We start from the raw sequence: 17,028 nt of genomic DNA on the forward strand, positions 1-17,028 counted from the left end.
CCCTCAGCGGGAGAGGGCGGTACGGAGACCGTCGCGGACCTGCGGCCACTCGTCGTCGGTGACGCTGTAGAGCACCGTCGTCCGGTACGACCCGTCCTTGCGCGGTTTGTGCTTGCGCAGCAGGCCCTCCTTCGTGGCGCCGAGCCGCTCGATCGCAGTCTGCGACTGCGTGTTGTGCTCGTCGGTCTCCCACGCGACGCGGACAGCGCCGAGGGTGCCGAAGGCGTGGGTGAGCAGCAGGAGCTTCGACTCCGTGTTCACACCGGTGCGCTGGAACCGCTCGCCCAGCCAGGTGCCGCCGATGATGAGTGAACGGCGCTCGGGGTTGATCTCGTAGAACGTGGTGATGCCGGCGACCTCGCCAGACTTCGTATCGACCTGCGCCCAGGCGTTGGTGTCCGGCATCGCGAGGTAGCGCCCCACGACGGCCTCGGCCTCGGTGAGGGTCGTCGGACGGTCGAATGACATCCACTGGAACACGGAGTCGTCCTCCGACGCTGCGAGCACGCCCTCCGCGTGGTGCGGGCGCAGCTGCGTGAGGGTGATGTGATCGCCGAACATGTCCTGGGCTTCGTACCACTGACTCGGTCGCATGCGCTCGACCCTAACGGGACCCAAAAGCGCGTCGGGCGGGATGCCTCAGTCGATGGGGCGGGTCCGCTTGCCGTGCGGCTCGCGGATCAGCTCGAGCTCCTCGAGGAAGCTCTGCGCCCACTTGTCGATGTCGTGCTCCATCACCTGGCGGCGCATGGCGCGCATCCGCTTGGCCTTCTCCTTGGGCGGATCGGTGATGGCCTTGAGCATCGTGGCCTTCATGCCGTTGATGTCGTACGGGTTGACCAGGTAGGCCTGCTTGAGCTCCGCGGCGGCCCCCGCGAACTCGCTCAGCACCAGCGCCCCGGTCTCCTCGTAGCGGCACGCGACGTACTCCTTGGCGACGAGGTTCATCCCGTCGCGCAGCGGCGTCACGACCATCACGTCGGCGGCACGGTAGAGGGCGGCCATCTCGCTGCGCGGGTAAGAGGAGTGCAGGTAGGTGATCGGCGGCTGTCCGATCCGGCCGACGTCGCCGTTGATGCGCCCGACGAGGCGGTCGATCTCGTCGCGCAGGCGGCGGTACTGGTCGACCCGCTCGCGCGACGGCGGCGCAACCTGGACGAACACGGCGTCGGCCGGATCGAGGAGCCCTTCCTGGGCGAGCTCGCCGAACGCACGCAAGCGTTGCGGCATGCCCTTGGTGTAGTCGAGGCGGTCCACGCCGAGCAGGACGAACTTGGGGTTGCCGAGGCTCTCGCGGATCTCGGCGGCCCGCGTCTGCGTCTCGGGCTGACGCGCCAGCTGTTCGAACGAGTGCGAGTCGATCGAGATCGGGAACGCCTTGGCGACGACCGTACGACCGTCCTCGAGATAGATGGTGTCGCGGTGCGTCTTGTTGCCGACGCGCAGGCGTACGAGGCGGACGAAGTTCTGGGCGGCCCCGGTCGTCTGGAAGCCGATCAGGTCCGCGCCGAGCAGGCCCTCGAGGATGCGTCGGCGCCACGGGAGCTGGGTGAAGAGCTCGGCCGGCGGGAACGGCACGTGCAGGAAGTAGCCGATCCGCAGGTCGGGACGCATCTCGCGCAGCATCTGCGGGACGAGCTGGAGCTGGTAGTCCTGGACCCACACCACGGCCGACGGCTCGGCGATCGCGGCGGCGTACTGGGCGAAGCGGCGGTTGACAGCGACATAGGAGTCCCACCACTCGCGGTGGAACTCCGGCGTCGCGATCACGTCGTGGTAGAGCGGCCAGAGGGTCGCGTTGGAGAAGCCCTCGTAGTACTCCTCGACCTCTTGCTCGTGGATCGGGATCGGCACCAGCTGCATGCCCTCGTGGTCGAACGGCGCCAGCTCCTCGTCGGCGGCGCCGGTCCAGCCGATCCACGCGCCGCCCTGCTTGCGCAGCACGGGCTCGAGCGCGGTGACGAGCCCGCCAGGGGAGGTGCGCCACGTCGTCGACCCGTCCGGCAACTGCGCGCGATCGACAGGGAGACGGTTGGCTGCGACCACGAACGACGCGGACCCCTCGTGCCCTCGCAGGCTCTTGGTGACCGTGTCGGACCTGCGTACGTCGCTCATGGGATCGACCCTATCCGCGAACGGAGACGGAGTCAGCGGGCGGCGGACCTCAGCCCGTCGTCGAGCCCACCTGTGCGCGGATTTCGTCCATGATCGCGAGGATCTCGACGGTCTCGTCGAGCGGCAGCAGCGCAGACTCGGTGAGGCCCTCACGCAGGCAGCGGCCGACCTCGACGATCTCGTGGGCGTACCCCTCGCCGAGGACGGGCACCGTGATCTCGTCGGACTCCCAGTAGCGGGCGTACGTGAAGCCGCGCGGGTTGTTCATCCGGCCCGCGACCTCGATCCGTCCCCCGTCACCGGCGATCGACGCCCGCCCGTCGGACCAGGCGACCTGGGTCCACGACAGCGACGCCACGGCGCCGTCGTCGTACCGCAGCGTCGCGCCGCCGTTCAGGTCGACACCGGCGTCGCTGAGCGTCGCCGCGGCGCTGACGTGGGCAGGCTTGCCGAGGAAAAGATAGGCGAACGTCAGCGGATAGATGCCGACGTCGAGCAGCGCGCTCGCTCCGAGGGTGGGGTCCCACAGGCGTGCCTTGTCGGTCGGGGCCACGAATCCGAGGTCGGCACGAACCTGGCGCACCTCCCCGCACGCGCCCTCGGCGACCATCTCACGCATCCGGACGATGTTCGGATTGAGGCGCATCCACATCGCCTCGGCGAAGAACAGTCCGCGTCTGCGCGCCTCGTCGACCAGGTGCTGCGCCGACGCGGCCTCGAGGGTGAGCGCCTTCTCGCACAGCACCGGCTTGCCGGCGTCGAAGCACGCGAGCACGTCCTCGATGTGACGTCCGTGGGGCGTCGCGACGTACACGACGTCCACGTCGGGGTCGGCGAGGAGGCTCTCGTACGACCCGTAAGCACGCGGGCGGGTGTCGCCGGTCGTGTACTCGTCGGCGAACGCGCGGGCCGACGACAGCGAGCGCGAGCCGACGGCGTGCAGGACGGCATCGTCGAGCAGGGCGAGATCCCGCGCGAACGAGTGGGCGATGTCGCCGGTGGCGAGGATGCCCCAGCGGGTCTCGACAGGCTCGACCGGCGAGGGGCCAGGCTCGACCGGCGAGGTGTCGGATGTCATGTCCGCCATCCTCGCGCCCGCGAACCGTGCGCGCCACGCCGGGAGGCAGCGAATGACACGGAGGTGATTCGCCCGCCTACGATGGACACATGGATGCCGCCACCGAGTCGCCGTCACCGACCGCGTCGTCGCGACCGGAGAAGGCCTCCGACCTCACCGAGCGTGAGCGGGCGATCCTGGCGTTCGAGCGGACCTGGTGGAAGTACGCCGGCATCAAGGAGCAGGCGATCCGCGCGGAGTTCGGACTGTCGGCCACCCGCTACTACCAGGTTCTCAACGCCCTGATCGACCGCGAGCCCGCGCTCGCGCACGACCCGCTGCTCGTGAAGCGGCTGCGGAGAATGCGCACGGCGCGTCGTCGCACCCGCTCGGCGCGGCGCCTGGACGCCGACGCGTAGGAGGCAAGCCGTGAACGAACGACGCCGGGTCACGCAGCGTACGAGGATCTCACCCCGAGCGGTCCCGTCGGTCGCCGTCGTCGGCGCGCTGGTCGTCCTCGCTCTCGCGACCCTCGGGCTGCTCGTGAGCAACGACCCCGAAGAGGCGCCCGCCGCAGCGCCCACCCCGACGGCGACGACCGCCGCGCCGACACCTGAACCGGTCGCCACCCCTGCCCCGACGACGGCGGCCCCGACGACTGCCGAGGTCCCGCGCGCGTTCGTCGAGGTCTACAACAACTCGAAGGTCAGCGGCCTGGCCGACGCCACCGCGGCGCGTATCGAGGACGCCGGCTGGAAGGTCGTCGGCGTCGACAACTGGTACGGCAAGATCCCCGAGTCGACCGTCTACTACCCCAAGAAGCTCGAGGACCAGGCCAAGCGGCTCGCCGCCGACCTCAAGATCGACCGGGTCAAGCCGGCGATCGAGCCGATGAAATTCGACCGTCTGACGCTCATCCTTACTGAGGGCTGAGTCTCACCGAGGGCTGACGCCACGGGGGCCACTACGCTCAGGCGCGTGCGCCGCCTCTCCCTCTACACGCTCCCTGGTGCGTACGGTGCCGTCCTCCTCGGGTGCCTGGCCTTCACGCCGTCGCTGCTGCCACGGCCCGCGGTGTTCCAGGGCCTCGTCGCCGGGGTGAGTTCGGCGCTCGGGTATGGGCTCGGGGTGCTCGCCGCGTACGTCTGGCGCGAGCTCGTCGATCGGGACACCCATCCGGCACAGCGCCGCTCTTGGGCGGTCTTCGCCGCGATCGCGACCGTGGCCGTCGCTGCCTCGCTGGTGGCCGGCCGGCTGTGGCAGGACGAGATCCGCGCGCTGATGGGCATGGACCGCGAGCCGTGGCCGTGGCTGCTGACCATCCCGCTGGCCTGGGCACTCGTCGCGCTGCTGCTCATCCAGCTCGGTCGCGGCCTTCGGTGGCTCTACCACAAGCTCGTCCGGCTGCTCGACCGTGCGCTGGGTGAGCGGGCCGCCAAGGCGCTCGGCCTCCTCGTCGTCGCCTGGCTCCTGGTCGGTGCGATCGACGGCGTGCTGTTCGACCGGTTGCGCGCCACGGCGGACGACGTCTTCTCGTACCGCAACACGATCACGCCGGACGGGGTCGAGCAGCCGACCAACCCGGAGCGCTCCGGGAGCCCGGACTCGCTGGTCGCCTGGGAGACACTCGGCCGTGAGGGCCGGGTGTTCGCCGCGTCAGGTCCACGGGCCGACGACATCGCGGCGTACACGGGCCGCCCTGCCCGCGAGCCGGTGCGGGTCTTCGCGGGACTGGAGTCGGGCGACGACTTCTCGCAGCGGGCGGCACTCGCCGTCGAGGACCTCGTGCGCGCGGGAGGGTTCGCGCGCCAGCGGCTCCTCGTCGTCACCACGACGGGCTCGGGGTGGGTGGAGGAGACGTCGGCGTCGAGCTTCGAGTACCTCGCGGACGGCGACTCCGCCGTGGTCGGCATGCAGTACTCGTCGTTCCCGTCGTGGATCTCCTACCTCGTCGACCAGGAGCAGGCGCAGAACTCCGGTCGTGAGCTGTTCGACGCGGTGTTCGCGCACTGGTCGGCGATGCCCGTCGACGCGCGTCCGGAGCTGTACGTGTTCGGGGAGAGCCTCGGGTCGTTCGGGGGAGAGGCCGCGTTCTCGGGCGCGTACGACGTCGCCAACCGCACAGACGGCGCGCTCTTCGTCGGGCCGCCGAGCTTCAACCCGTTGTGGAGCCGCTTCGTCGGCGACCGCGACGCAGGCACGCCGGAGGTGCTGCCGGTCTATCAGGACGGTCGTACGGTGCGGTTCGCGCGGCGTACCTCTGAACCGATCGCGCCTGCAGGCGAGCCGTGGGACGGCACTCGGGTCCTCTATCTCCAGCACGCGTCCGACCCCATCGTGTGGTGGAACACCCAGCTCCTCATGACCCGGCCGGACTGGCTGCGCGAGGAGCGCGGCCCGGAGGTGCTGCCGTCGGTGCAGTGGATCCCGCTCGTCACGTTCTGGCAGGTCACCGCCGACATGGCGCTCGGTACGGAGGTGCCGCCGGGGTACGGGCACAACTACGCGGGCGAGCACGTCGACGCGTGGGCGACGATCCTGCGGACGCCGGACTGGTCGACCGAGAAGTCGCAGCAGCTGCGCGCGCTGGTGACGCAGGACGAGCGACCGTAGCGCCGCCTCAGCGGGTCGCGACGTACGTAGCGATCGTGCCTGCGGCGTTCGCGGCCCAGTGCAGGCCCATCGGCGCGAGCAGGCTGCCGCTGCGCTCGCGGGCGTAGGCGAGCACGACCCCGGCCAGCGCGGTGCCGGAGACGATCGCGACCATGCCGGCGAAGGTGACCAGCGGCGAGGCGCCGAGGGTCTCCGACACGGCCTGGTTGCCGGCGAGCGCGGATGAGGCCGAGCCCAGGTGCCACAACCCGAACAGCAGCGAGGACACGACCGTCGCCGTACGGACGCCGCGGTCGCGCCGGACCATCCCCTGCACCACGCCGCGGAACACGAGCTCCTCGAGCACCACCGTGTGCAGCGGGATCACGAGCAGCACCCGTACGGCGAGGTCCGCGAGCGAGTCGGGGCTCCGGTCGTCCACGAGCAGGTCGTGCGTCGCGGGGACCACGAGGGCGACTGCGTAGACCAGCGCGAACCCGCCGGCGGAGGCCGCTGCCCATCGCGCGCCGGACCCGAGGTGGTCGCGCGCGAGGCCGAGGTCGTCGGCCGTCAGGAGGAGCCGCCGCGCGAGACCGAGGAAGACGAGGGTCGCCGCGACGGCGACGATCGTGGACACCGCGAGCGGCAGGACGGCGAGGAGCGCGCCGGTGACGACGATCGCGCCGACGACGACGGCGTACGAACGGCCCCGGGTCACGGGACCATCGTAGGGTTCACGACTCCCGCACCGCCGGCGTTGAACGCCTGGAAGGATGGGAAGCATGTCCCTCCCCGCGGTCCTCGAGCCGCATCCGCGCACCGACGCAGGCGCCTCGGCGCTGGCGTCGCTGCTGGCCGATCCCGAGCAGGCGATGCTCGCGTTCGACTTCGACGGCACGCTCGCCCCGATCGTCGACGACCCGGAGCACGCGCACGCGAGCGCCCGGTCCGTCGACGCGCTGGAACGGATCGGTCCGTGCGTCGGCAAGATCGCCGTCGTCACCGGACGGCCGGTCGAGACGGCGCTGCGGCTGGGCGGGTTCGCCGACCGCGAGGGACTGTCGCGGATGACGATCCTCGGTCAGTACGGCGCCGAGCGCTGGGACGCCGAGACGCGCGAGTCCTCCGTACCCCCACCGCCGGAGGCCGTCGCGCTCGTCCGCGCCGAGATCCCGGCGCTGCTCGCACGCCTGGGCATCGAAGAGGCTCGGCTCGAGGACAAAGGTCGGGCCGTCGTGGTCCACACGCGTGGCCTCGCCGACCCCGCATCGGCGCAGGACCTGCTGGCCGAGCCGCTCGCCGAGCTCGCCCGCCTCCACGGGTTGTCGGCCGAGCACGGTCGCTACGTCGTTGAGGTCCGCGACTCGTCCGTCGACAAGGGTGCGGCGCTGAGGGCCCTCGTCACCGAGACCGGCACGCGGACGATCGTGTACGCCGGCGACGACCTGGGCGACCTCCCTGCGTACGCGGCGCTGAAGAGCATGCGGGCTCACGGCGCGGCCGAGGTCATGCTCATCGCCGTCGCCTCCGACGAGCAACGTGCGCTCATGCCGCGCGCCGACCTCGTCGTCCACGGTCCCGAGGAGCTTGCCGGCTGGCTCGAGCGGCTCGCCGATGCGCTCGGCTGCTGAGCGGGCGGCCCGCGCGGTCGCGTCCTGGGTCTTGCGACGCAGCCCGGCCGGTCTCCTGCTCGCGGCGGCGTTCTTCTGGTTCTCTCTTCAGCCGTCGCTGCTCCCGCGGACGTGGGTGCTGCAAGGGGTGCTCAGCGGCCTCCTGACCGCGATCGGCTACGGGCTGGGTGCGCTGATCGGCCTGGTGGTCCGCACGGTCCTCGCGCGGGTGCGCCCCGGAGCGGTCGTCGTGCTGCGCAGCCGGCACATGCGCCTGTGGCTCCCCGCGCTCGCCGCCGTGGTCGTCGTCCTGACGTACGGCGAGAGCCTCGACCGTCAGGCGTGGACGTACGAGCGTCTGGGCGTCGACGAGCCCGGGTGGCCGCTGCTAGGAGTGCCGCTCGTGGCGGCGCTGGTGCTGCTCGTGGTCGTCGGCGTGGCGCTGGCGCTCCGCGCGGTCCGCAACGTGCTCGCGCGGCGGGGGCGTCGGTTCCTCGGCCCGGTGGTCGCGTCGGTCCTCGCGACGGTGCTGACGGCGGTGGTGGTGATCGCGGCGCTCAACACGTGGGCCTATCAGCGCACGATCGACGGGCTCAACAGCACGATGTCCTTGTCGGACACCGTGCTCACCCCGTTCGACCCCGACCCGCCGCAGACCTCGTACGTGACGTCCGGTCCCGGCTCCGACGTCGCGTGGGACGGGCTCGGCGACCAGGGCCGTACGTTCCTCGGACGGCGGCCGTCGGCCGAGCGCATCACCGAGCTGACGGGGGAGCCGGCGGCCGAGCCGATCCGGCTGTACGTCGGGCGCGGCACCGCCGACAGCGTCGACGAGCGCGTCGACGTGCTGCTGGAGGAGATGGACCGTACGGACGCCTGGACGCGGAGCGTGGTCGTCGTGAACGTCCCGACGGGCACCGGCTGGATGAACGAGCAGCTGTTCGTGCCGCTCGAGTACTTCTACGACGGCGACTCCGCAGTGGTCGGCATCCAGTACTCCCACCTGCCGAGCCCGATCGCCTACCTCATGGAGCAGGACGCCGCGATCGTCACCGCGCGCGCGATGCTCGACGCCGTGCGTGAGCGGCTCGCCGCGGTCCCGGAGGCCGAGCGTCCGCTGTTGGTGGTCACCGGCGAGAGCCTCGGCGCGTACGGAGGGCAGGGTGCGTTCGCGGACCTCGACGCGATGACGGCGCAGGTCGACCGCGCCCTGTGGGTGGGGTCGCCCGCCTTCACCGAGCTTCGTCGGACGGCCGAGCGTGAGCGCGTCCGCGGCTCGCGGCAGGTCGCGCCGGTGGTCGGCGACGGCGGCACGATCCGCTTCGCGAACCGCATCAGCGACCTCGACGGCGCCTCGCCGCGCGTCACGTACCTGCAGAACGCGGACGACCCGATCGTCTGGTGGGAGCCGTCGCTGGCGTGGGGCGAGCCGGACTGGATGCAGGAGCGTCGCGACCCCGCGGTCTCCCCGTACCTGCGGTGGTGGCCCACGGGCACGTTCTTCGCGCTCGCGCTCGATATGGCGGGCGGCAACGATTTCGACGAGGGCAACGGTCACCTGTACGGGACGCAGCCGCTCGACGCCTGGCGAGCGATGCTGCCGCAGGCCGACTGGGACGACGAGCGCGTCGAGGCGCTGCGCGAGAGGCTGCGCGGGGTGCGCTGAGGGGAGGACCAGGCGCTGTCCACATGGTGGAATGAGTAGACGGTATGTGAGACGGACACGTAGGCTGAACGCAGCTCATCACGAGGGGCGGAGGGACACGGCCCGACGAAGCCCCGGCAACCAGCTGACGTGAACTCGCGATCCCGCGGGGCCGCCGCCAGGCATGGTGCCAAGTCCGTCCTGTGGCGAAAGTCGCGTGCAGGGAAGATGACGAGGAGGCCTCGTGAGCGCGAGCACGCTGCAAAACCCTGACCGTACGACCGGCCCTTCGACGGGCTCAGGACAGCCTCGCGAGGGCGCCTTCGGCAACGCGACCGGCCTGGTGTGCCGCGCGTGCGGCGCCCACCAGGAGCTCGGTCCCCACTACGCCTGTCTCGAGTGTTTCGGCCCGCTCGAGGTGGCGTACGACTTCCCGGCGATCACCCGCGAGCAGATCGAGGCGGGGCCCAAGAGCATCTGGCGCTACCAGCCGCTGCTGCCGGTGCCGGCCGACATCGCCGCGATCCCCAACACCGATCCCGGCTTCACCCGCCTCGTGAAGGCCGACAACCTGGCCCGCGAGCTCGGCATCAAGACGCTGTGGATCAAGGACGACTCGGGCAACCCGACGCACTCCTTCAAGGACCGCGTCGTCGCCGTCGCACTGTCAGCGGCTCGCGAGCTCGGCCTGAAGGTCCTCGCGTGCCCCTCGACGGGCAACCTCGCCAACGCCGTCGCCGCGGCCGCCGCCCGCGCCGGCATCAAGAGCGTCGTCTTCATCCCGGAGAACCTCGAGCGGCCCAAGATCCTCACGACCGCGGTGTACGGCGGCACGCTGGTCGCCGTCCGCGGCAACTACGACGACGTCAACAAGCTCGCCAGCGAGATCGCCGGCGAGGAGGACGGGTGGGCGTTCGTCAACGTCAACGTCCGGCCCTACTACGCCGAGGGCTCCAAGACGCTGGCGTACGAGACCGCCGAGCAGCTCGGGTGGCGCATCCCGGAGCAGGTCGTCATCCCGGTCGCGTCCGGCTCGCAGCTCACCAAGGTCGACAAGGGTTTCACCGAGCTCGGCAAGCTCGGTCTCGTCGACGCGACGCCCTACAAGATCTTCGGCGCCCAGGCCACCGGCTGCTCGCCCGTCGCACAGGCGTTCCGCGAGGGCCACGACGTCGTCCGCCCGGTCAAGCCGGACACGATCGCCAAGTCGCTCGCGATCGGCAACCCCGCCGACGGTCCGTACGTGCTCGACACCTGCCGCCGTACGGGCGGTGCGGTCGAGGACGTCTCCGACGACGAGGTGCGCGACGGCATCCAGCTCCTCGCCCGTACGGAGGGCATCTTCGCGGAGACCGCCGGCGGCGTCACGATCGCGACGCTCAAGAAGCTCCTCGCGAGCGGGCAGCTCGACCCGGAGGCGGAGACGGTCGTCTTCAACACCGGCGACGGGCTCAAGACCCTCGATGCCATCGCGGACCGGGTCGGCCCGGCCGCGACCATCGACCCGACCTACACGGCGTTCACCGCCGCCAACCTCGTCTGATCCGAGAGGACACCCATGAGCGTCTCCGTCCGCATCCCGACGATCCTGCGCACCTACACCAAGGGTGACTCCGAGGTGAACGTCGACGGCGAGACCGTCGCCGCCGTCATCGACTCGCTCGAGGCCTCCTTCCCGGGGATCAAGGCGCGCGTGGTCGACGAGACCGGCGCGATCCGGCGGTTCGTGAACGTGTACGTCGGCACCGAGGACGTGCGCTTCGCCGAGGGCCTCGAGACCTCGGTCCCGGCCGGCCAGCAGGTCTCGATCATCCCGGCGGTCGCCGGCGGCTGCTGACCCCAGACCCTCGAGGACGGTCAGGCCGTGGTCTTCGAGATCTCGGACGGCCCCAAGGGTCGCGAGGCGCGCGAAGTCGTCCCGGCTTGATCGCTTGTCGTCGTCTTGCGCCGGGTCGACCCGAGAAGGACACCGGCGATGACGACCGCCCCCGAGGCCAGCTCGAACGGGTGGAGGCGTTCCCCGAGGACGACGGCGCTCGTGCTCATGCCGACCACCGGGACGAGCATCGAGAACGGCGCGACCGTGCTCGACGGATAGCGGGTCATCAGCATCGTCCACAGCCCCGAGCCGACGACCGTGCCGATCACGATCGTGTAGGCGATACCGAGGACTGCTGGGAGCGCCTCGGCGGTGAACGCGGTCGTGATCGAGGTGCCGACGCGCCCGGGGCCCTCGACGAGCAGTGCCAGGGCGAGCATCGGGATCGGCGGGACGACCGACATCCAGAGGGTTAGGTGCAACGGGTTCGACGGACGGGCCTGCCGGTTCGCGAGGTTGCCGAAGGCCCATCCGAGGGCGCCGAGCAGGGTCAGTACGACGGGGAGGAGCGCCGCCGTCTGCGACCGGTGCCACGCGACTCCGGCGAGCCCGGCGATCGCGAGGAGGATCCCGAGGACCTGACGGCCGCTCAGGCGCTCGCGGAGCAGGACGCCGGCGAGGACGACGGTGAACGGGGCGGACGCCTGGAGGACCAGCGAGGCGAGCCCGGCAGGCATGCCGGCGTTCATCCCGGCGTAGAGGAAGACGAACTGCGCGATCCCGAACCCTGCCCCGTACCCGATCAGCCAGCGCAGCTCCACGTCCGGCCGCGGGACGAGCAGGATCGTCGGGATCGCCATCAGGCCGAACCGCAGCGCTACGCAGAACATCGGCGGGAAGTGCTCGAGCGAGGCGTGGATGGCGAGGAAGTTCAGCCCCCAGGTGACCGCGACGAGCACGGCGAGGGAACGGTCACGGGAGGTCACGCGTCCCAGCGTGCGGGCCTTCTTGGATGTAGCACAAGCGACTATTTCTCTTGTCACCTTGTAGCGTTGCTTCAATGAATGGAGACGGACTCGACGTCGACAAGCTCGCGGTTCTGCGCGAGCTCGCCGAGCGCGGGAGCATCACGGCGGTCGCCGCCGCGACGTACCGGACGCCGTCGGCGATCTCCCAGGCCCTCAAGGCGCTCGAGCGCGAGCTGGGGGCGGTGCTCGTCGAGCGCGACGGCCGCGGCGTACGGCTCACCGAGGCGGGCCACCTCCTGGCGGAGGGAGCCGTCGAGATCGCGCAGGTGGTGGCACGGACCCGGGCACGGTTCGAGGAGTTCCGTGGTGACGTGCGCGGCGAGGTCGCCGTGGCGGCGTTCCCGAGCGGCGCCGAGATGCTGCTCGCGCCGCTCGTCCCTCGTCTGGCCGCCCACGCGCCTGGCGTCACCGTACGGCTCAGCGACCTCGACCTCGCCGAGCACGACCTCGCGGCGGCGACCGCCGACCACGACGTCGTCATCGGCCACTCCGTCGTGGCGGTGCCCGACGCCCGTACGACGGGCCTGCACGTCACGCCGCTCCTGCGTGAGCCGCTCGACGTCGCCGTCGCGGAGGGCCACCGGCTCGCGACGCAGGAGCGGGTGCGCCCCGAGGACCTCGCCGGCGAGCCGTGGATCGGCGTGCCGGAGGGGCACCCGTTCGACCTGCTCCTCCCGATGCTCGCCGTCGACGGACAGGCGCCCCAGGTCGTCCAGCGGTTCCTCGACAACCACGTCGTCGCGGCGTTCGTCGCGTCGGGGCAGGGGATCGCGCTCCTCCCGCGCCTGTGGGCGACGGCGGCACAGCCGCGGGACGTCCGGCTGCTCGGGCTCGACGGTGTGCGAGCGGGCAGGCACGTCTTCGCGCTGGCGCGACCCGACCGTGCCGAGCGTGCAGCGGTCCGAACCGTGCTGAGTGACCTCGAGGTGGTGGCCGGCGAGCTCGCCGCGCGCGTCAGCCGATGACGCGCGCCCAGAGGTTCTGGATCTCGCCGGACGTCGAGCGGCTGATCCAGTCCAGCCTCACCGGGAGACCTTCGGGGGCGTCGAGGACCGGGGTGCCGGCGCCGACGAACCGGGGCACGACGTGCAGCATCACCTCGTCCAGCAGGCCCGCCTCCAGAAGACGCCTCGCGGTGACCGCACCGAGCACGACCACGTACTTGTCGCCGGCCGCCTCCGCCGCGACCGCGTAGGCGTCCTCGACCGTGCCGGTGACGAAGACGATCCCTTCGGCGGGAGGCTCGTCCGGGTCGTGGGTGTGCACGACGATCGGCCCCTCCCACGCACCGCCGTACGGGCGGGCCGTGAGCGCGTCGACGAGGGCGTTGTCGCCCATCGCGGGCTCGACGAGGAAGCCGATCTCCTCGTCGGGGCCCGTGATGAAGCCGTCGAGCGAGGCCGTGGAGTGGTAGAGCGAGGTCGCCATGGGCAGGTCCTTCGGTCGGGATCGGAGGGGGGACCGGCCGTCCCCGGGGAACTCATCGCGTGCCCCAGTCTTTGCACTCGCTGGGCCCGAGTGCTAGAAAGGGCGTTAGCACTCGTCTCGTACGAGTGCCAACGTACGAACGGGACAGGTCGATGAGGTTCGAAGGTCACGGCGAGAAGGGATCGCCGCGGACGCGGGCCGTCCGTCGCGGGCATCGCCCTGAACCATCCACCTCTACGCGGAGGAATCGCGGGAGATATGCCTAAGACCATTGCATTCAACGAGGAAGCCCGCCGCGGCCTCGAGCGAGGGATGAACGTCCTCGCCGACGCGGTGAAGGTGACCCTCGGCCCCAAGGGCCGCAACGTCGTCCTCGAGAAGAAGTGGGGCGCTCCGACCATCACCAACGATGGTGTGAGCATCGCCAAGGAGATCGAGCTCGAGGATCCCTACGAGAAGATCGGCGCCGAGCTCGTCAAGGAGGTCGCCAAGAAGACTGACGACGTCGCGGGCGACGGCACCACCACCGCCACAGTGCTCGCTCAGGCGCTCGTGCGCGAGGGCCTGCGCAACGTCGCGGCCGGCGCCAACCCGATCGCGCTCAAGCGTGGCATCGAGAAGGCCGTCGAGGCCGTCTCCGCCCAGCTGCTCTCGATGGCCAAGGACATCGAGACCAAGGAGCAGATCGCTTCGACGGCCGCGATCTCCGCTGCTGACCCCATCGTCGGCGAGATCATCGCCGAGGCGATGGACAAGGTCGGCAAGGAAGGCGTCATCACCGTCGAGGAGAGCAACACCTTCGGGCTCGAGCTCGAGCTCACCGAGGGCATGCGCTTCGACAAGGGCTACATCTCGCAGTACTTCTACACCGATCCTGAGCGCATGGAGGCGGTGCTGGACGACCCATACATCCTCATCGCGAACTCCAAGATCACTTCGGTCAAGGATCTCGTCCCCGTCCTCGAGAAGGTCATGCAGTCGGGCAAGCCCCTGCTGATCATCGCCGAGGACATCGAGGGCGAGGCGCTGGCCACCCTGATCGTCAACAAGGTCAAGGGCACCTTCAAGTCCGTCGCCGTCAAGGCTCCGGGCTTCGGTGACCGCCGCAAGGCCATGCTGACCGACATCGCGATCCTCACCGGTGGCGAGGTCATCAGCGAGGAGGTCGGTCTCAAGCTCGAGAACGCCGACATCTCGCTGCTCGGCACCGCGCGCAAGGTCGTCGTCACCAAGGACGAGACCACCATCGTCGACGGTGGCGGCTCGGAGGACCAGATCACCGGACGGGTCAACCAGATCCGTGCCGAGATCGAGAACTCCGACTCCGACTACGACCGCGAGAAGCTGCAGGAGCGCCTGGCGAAGCTCGCCGGCGGTGTTGCGGTCATCAAGGTCGGCGCGGCCACCGAGGTCGAGCTCAAGGAGCGCAAGCACCGCATCGAGGATGCCGTGCGCAACGCGAAGGCGGCCGTCGAGGAGGGCATCGTCGCCGGTGGCGGCGTGGCACTCGTCCAGGCCACCGCTGCGGCGTTCGAGAAGCTCGAGCTCGAGGGTGACGAGGCGACCGGCGCGGCCATCGTCAAGTCGGCCTCGACCGCTCCGCTCAAGCAGATCGCCGTGAACGCCGGCCTCGAGGGCGGCGTCGTGGCGGAGAAGGTTCAGGGGCTTCCCCTGGGTCACGGCCTCAACGCCGCGACCGGCGAGTACGTCGACCTCATCGCTGCAGGCATCCTCGACCCGGCCAAGGTGACCCGCTCGGCGCTGCAGAACGCAGCCTCGATCGCGGCGCTCTTCCTCACCACCGAGGCCGTCGTCGCCGACAAGCCCGAGAAGAACGCTCCGGCCATGCCGGGCGGCGACATGGGCGACATGGGCGGCATGGGCTTCTGATCTCAGAACCCACCGTCTGAGCTCGGCTCAGCACCACGCGGCGCCCCGTCGGTCCTCGGACCGGCGGGGCGCTGTCGCGTCACGTGGTCCTCAGAAGGTGCCCTCTCCGGGGAAGGACGCCTGGCGGATCTCGGTTGCCTGCACGTGGCACGGCAACGACTCCTCGCCCTCCTCGGGGACCTCGCAGTCGTACAAGGTCCAGCCCTTCCGCCCCTCTAGCTTCGTGAGCACCATCGGACTCCCGTCGGTGTCGAAGGAGACTTGGGGAATGTCGCGCCGATCCTCCTCGATCCGAAGCTCGGTGCGCTGCTTCGTCGCGACGTCCTCCACGACGACGGGATCGCCGGGGCGACCGTCCTGGTGCACCGAGTTCCCGGCGATCAGCCTCAGCCGCCCGTCAGGGGAGAGGTACTGCTGCTCGCCGTCGTGCTCGCCCTCCAGGCGTACGACCGCCCAACCGTCGAGACCGCCACCTGGTCCACCTCGGCCGAGCTCGCCCGGCCCGTAGGTCAGGATCGTTCGGCCGGCGACACCCGAGACCATCAGGTCGCCGGTCACCTCGGGTTCGAAGAACCCGGCGTCGGTCATCGTGTTCCAGATCCGGTACTCGGTGCCGGCGTCCGACCGCATCGCGATCACCACGATCCCGGTCGCGACACCGTGGATGACCCCGTCGCTCGCAGGTGTGTCGGTGTCGGACTTCTGGAGCGGGATACGTCGCCGCTGCTCCTTGCCGTCGACGAGGTCGTACACGTGGACGGTCGTACGACCGTCGGCTCGGCTCGTCCAGGCGACCGTCGACGACGCCACGTCCGCGGCCAGGCTCGGGGACCAGTCGGGATCGTCGCTGACCAGGTCGCCGATCGGCGTCTCCTCTCCCTCTGGCGTCATCAGGTACGGCCGGCGGTCGTCGCCCAGATAGACGACTCCCTCGGGGGTGGCCACTGCCATGCCTTTGGGGCCGCCGTGGGTGCGCGTGTGCAGGGTGCCGTCCATCGCCACCTGCGTCGCTGCGGCGAGATAGACGTGGAGGCCGTCGGTCGGCTGTACGGCCAGCGGCGCCTGGTCGTCGGCGATCAGCGGTCGGACGAGGATGCTGCCGACGGCGATGGCCCCGGCGGCGGCCAAGGCCACGGCGGGGACGAGCATGCCGGCCCGCGGTCGAGAACGTGCAAGGTGGCGACGCGTGAGCGCCACCATGTCAGGCTCCGGTACGGGGCCAGAGGTGTGGTCGGCGACGGAGTCGCGGACGAGGGTCTCGAGGTTCATGCCGGGCTCCTGCCGAGGTCGATCGTGGATCGCGGGGTGTCGCCTTGGTCGGGATCTGGGTCGAGGCCGTGGCCGCGCGCGGCGAGCTCGGTGCGCAGCATCCGCATCGCCGCGCTCGTCCGGCTCTTGACCGTGCCCGGTGGGATCTTGAGGACAGCGGCGACCTCGCGCTCGCTCAGGTCCTCGAAGTAGCGGAGAACGACGACGGCGCGCTGCTTGGCGGGGAGCCGTTGCAGACAGCGCCACACGATGTCGGAGGTTGCGACCGCGTCATCGTGTCCGCCGCTGGCTCGCTCGGGCACGTCCGGCACCGACCGCTCCACGTGGCGCCAGCGTCGGCGCCACCCGTCGCGCACCTCGTTGACGATCATGCGTCGCACGTACGCGTCGGGGCTGTCGGCGGCTCGGACACGCTGCCATGCTGTGAACGCCTTCGCGAACGCGGACTGCACCACGTCCTCAGCGTCGTCGCGGTTGCCGGTCAAGGCGTGTGCGAGCCGGAACATCGGCGTCCAGCGCGCGGTGACGAACGCTTCAAAGGCGTCGCGCTCTTGGGGGGTCATGATCCTAGGGAC

General features: G+C 70.6%; 17 protein-coding genes and 1 riboswitch. Of the genes, 9 read left to right on the forward strand and 8 right to left on the reverse strand.

All coding sequences use genetic code 11. From position 1 onward, the window contains the following. Positions 1–3: 3 nt before the first annotated feature. Genes HCT63_RS04380 through HCT63_RS04390 form a run of 3 tightly spaced genes read right to left on the reverse strand, consistent with a single transcriptional unit; the run spans position 4 to position 3,193 of the window. Entirely contained in the window at positions 4–594 is a 591-nt protein-coding gene (locus HCT63_RS04380; RefSeq protein ID WP_182397138.1) for a GNAT family protein, read from the reverse strand. 45 nt (positions 595–639) lie between these two features. Further along, entirely contained in the window at positions 640–2,115 is a 1,476-nt protein-coding gene (locus tag HCT63_RS04385) for a trehalose-6-phosphate synthase (RefSeq protein WP_167001540.1), read from the reverse strand. Positions 2,116–2,164: 49 nt separating this feature from the next. Then, on the reverse strand, positions 2,165–3,193 hold the full coding sequence (locus HCT63_RS04390) for a Gfo/Idh/MocA family oxidoreductase (RefSeq protein WP_167001541.1): 1,029 nt from the start codon (positions 3,191–3,193) through the stop codon (positions 2,165–2,167). Positions 3,194–3,282: 89 nt separating this feature from the next. Here HCT63_RS04390 and HCT63_RS04395 point away from each other — a divergent pair, with 89 nt between their 5' ends. From HCT63_RS04395 to HCT63_RS04405, 3 genes are read left to right on the forward strand one after another with little or no spacing between them, the layout of a single operon-like run. Beyond that, the gene (locus HCT63_RS04395; protein ID WP_167001542.1) at positions 3,283–3,591 is read left to right on the forward strand and encodes a DUF3263 domain-containing protein; all 309 of its coding nucleotides are present in this window, start codon (positions 3,283–3,285) and stop codon (positions 3,589–3,591) included. Between the two features lie 10 nt (positions 3,592–3,601). Beyond that, positions 3,602–4,105, forward strand: coding sequence for a LytR C-terminal domain-containing protein (locus HCT63_RS04400; RefSeq protein ID WP_167001543.1), 504 nt, complete (start codon positions 3,602–3,604; stop codon positions 4,103–4,105). A gap of 45 nt (positions 4,106–4,150) precedes the next feature. Beyond that, positions 4,151–5,785 carry an alpha/beta-hydrolase family protein gene (locus HCT63_RS04405; RefSeq protein ID WP_167001544.1) on the forward strand — a complete coding sequence of 545 codons (1,635 nt, stop codon included), beginning with the start codon at positions 4,151–4,153 and terminating at the stop codon, positions 5,783–5,785. A 7-nt stretch (positions 5,786–5,792) separates the two neighbouring features. Here HCT63_RS04405 and HCT63_RS04410 read toward each other — a convergent pair whose 3' ends face one another. Next, entirely contained in the window at positions 5,793–6,482 is a 690-nt protein-coding gene (locus HCT63_RS04410; RefSeq protein WP_167001545.1) for a CPBP family intramembrane glutamic endopeptidase, read from the reverse strand. Positions 6,483–6,546: 64 nt separating this feature from the next. Here HCT63_RS04410 and otsB point away from each other — a divergent pair, with 64 nt between their 5' ends. The 4 genes from otsB (at position 6,547) to HCT63_RS04430 (ending at position 10,856) form a co-directional block, all read left to right on the forward strand. Continuing rightward, positions 6,547–7,395, forward strand: a complete 849-nt coding sequence (otsB, locus tag HCT63_RS04415; RefSeq protein WP_208322265.1) for a trehalose-phosphatase — start codon at positions 6,547–6,549, stop codon at positions 7,393–7,395. Then, complete coding sequence (locus tag HCT63_RS04420) at positions 7,379–9,040, forward strand: alpha/beta-hydrolase family protein (RefSeq protein ID WP_167001547.1); 1,662 nt, start codon at positions 7,379–7,381, stop codon at positions 9,038–9,040. Before otsB ends, HCT63_RS04420 begins: the two co-directional genes overlap by 17 nt. Positions 9,041–9,112: 72 nt before the next feature. Further along, positions 9,113–9,254: riboswitch (SAM riboswitch) on the forward strand. Positions 9,255–9,359: 105 nt separating this feature from the next. Continuing rightward, a complete protein-coding gene (gene thrC / locus HCT63_RS04425; RefSeq protein WP_347877920.1) occupies positions 9,360–10,562 on the forward strand; it encodes a threonine synthase in 1,203 nt (400 codons plus the stop codon). A gap of 15 nt (positions 10,563–10,577) precedes the next feature. After that, positions 10,578–10,856 (forward strand): MoaD/ThiS family protein, encoded by a 279-nt coding sequence (locus HCT63_RS04430; protein WP_167001548.1) that lies wholly within the window; start codon positions 10,578–10,580, stop codon positions 10,854–10,856. Between the two features lie 20 nt (positions 10,857–10,876). Here HCT63_RS04430 and HCT63_RS04435 read toward each other — a convergent pair whose 3' ends face one another. Beyond that, positions 10,877–11,824, reverse strand: a complete 948-nt coding sequence (locus HCT63_RS04435; RefSeq protein ID WP_182397139.1) for an EamA family transporter — start codon at positions 11,822–11,824, stop codon at positions 10,877–10,879. Positions 11,825–11,898: 74 nt separating this feature from the next. Between HCT63_RS04435 and HCT63_RS04440 the strand changes: the two genes are divergently transcribed. Beyond that, on the forward strand, positions 11,899–12,831 hold the full coding sequence (locus HCT63_RS04440) for a LysR family transcriptional regulator (protein ID WP_167001549.1): 933 nt from the start codon (positions 11,899–11,901) through the stop codon (positions 12,829–12,831). Here the strand turns inward: HCT63_RS04440 and HCT63_RS04445 are convergent. Beyond that, positions 12,821–13,294: a dihydrofolate reductase family protein gene (locus tag HCT63_RS04445; protein WP_167001550.1), complete on the reverse strand. Its 474-nt coding sequence runs from the start codon at positions 13,292–13,294 to the stop codon at positions 12,821–12,823. The two genes, HCT63_RS04440 and HCT63_RS04445, sit on opposite strands and share 11 nt — an antisense overlap. 258 nt (positions 13,295–13,552) lie before the next feature. On the opposite strand from HCT63_RS04445, the gene groL reads away from it, so the two are divergent. Further along, on the forward strand, positions 13,553–15,184 hold the full coding sequence (groL, locus tag HCT63_RS04450; protein WP_167001551.1) for a chaperonin GroEL: 1,632 nt from the start codon (positions 13,553–13,555) through the stop codon (positions 15,182–15,184). A gap of 90 nt (positions 15,185–15,274) precedes the next feature. On the opposite strand, the gene HCT63_RS04455 is transcribed toward groL, so the two are convergent. Further along, positions 15,275–16,453: a hypothetical protein gene (locus tag HCT63_RS04455; protein WP_167001552.1), complete on the reverse strand. Its 1,179-nt coding sequence runs from the start codon at positions 16,451–16,453 to the stop codon at positions 15,275–15,277. Beyond that, positions 16,450–17,016 carry a SigE family RNA polymerase sigma factor gene (locus tag HCT63_RS04460; RefSeq protein ID WP_167001553.1) on the reverse strand — a complete coding sequence of 189 codons (567 nt, stop codon included), beginning with the start codon at positions 17,014–17,016 and terminating at the stop codon, positions 16,450–16,452. The genes HCT63_RS04455 and HCT63_RS04460 overlap by 4 nt, the downstream gene beginning before the upstream one ends. Positions 17,017–17,028 lie beyond the last annotated feature (12 nt).

The organism is Mumia sp. ZJ430 (assembly GCF_011751845.1).
Lineage (GTDB): Bacteria > Actinomycetota > Actinomycetes > Propionibacteriales > Nocardioidaceae > Mumia.

Bases quoted from the DNA above. Each gene is read 5' to 3' on its own strand.
- HCT63_RS04430 (WP_167001548.1), top strand. From the start codon at position 10,578: ATGAGCGTCTCCGTCCGCATCCCGACGATCCTGCGCACCTACACCAAG.
- otsB (WP_208322265.1), top strand. From the start codon at position 6,547: ATGTCCCTCCCCGCGGTCCTCGAGCCGCATCCGCGCACCGACGCAGGC.
- HCT63_RS04445 (WP_167001550.1), bottom strand. From the start codon at position 13,294: ATGGCGACCTCGCTCTACCACTCCACGGCCTCGCTCGACGGCTTCATC.
- HCT63_RS04440 (WP_167001549.1), top strand. From the start codon at position 11,899: ATGAATGGAGACGGACTCGACGTCGACAAGCTCGCGGTTCTGCGCGAG.
- HCT63_RS04395 (WP_167001542.1), top strand. From the start codon at position 3,283: ATGGATGCCGCCACCGAGTCGCCGTCACCGACCGCGTCGTCGCGACCG.
- groL (WP_167001551.1), top strand. From the start codon at position 13,553: ATGCCTAAGACCATTGCATTCAACGAGGAAGCCCGCCGCGGCCTCGAG.
- HCT63_RS04385 (WP_167001540.1), bottom strand. From the start codon at position 2,115: ATGAGCGACGTACGCAGGTCCGACACGGTCACCAAGAGCCTGCGAGGG.
- HCT63_RS04390 (WP_167001541.1), bottom strand. From the start codon at position 3,193: ATGACATCCGACACCTCGCCGGTCGAGCCTGGCCCCTCGCCGGTCGAG.
- HCT63_RS04455 (WP_167001552.1), bottom strand. From the start codon at position 16,453: ATGAACCTCGAGACCCTCGTCCGCGACTCCGTCGCCGACCACACCTCT.
- HCT63_RS04460 (WP_167001553.1), bottom strand. From the start codon at position 17,016: ATGACCCCCCAAGAGCGCGACGCCTTTGAAGCGTTCGTCACCGCGCGC.
- HCT63_RS04380 (WP_182397138.1), bottom strand. From the start codon at position 594: ATGCGACCGAGTCAGTGGTACGAAGCCCAGGACATGTTCGGCGATCAC.
- HCT63_RS04420 (WP_167001547.1), top strand. From the start codon at position 7,379: ATGCGCTCGGCTGCTGAGCGGGCGGCCCGCGCGGTCGCGTCCTGGGTC.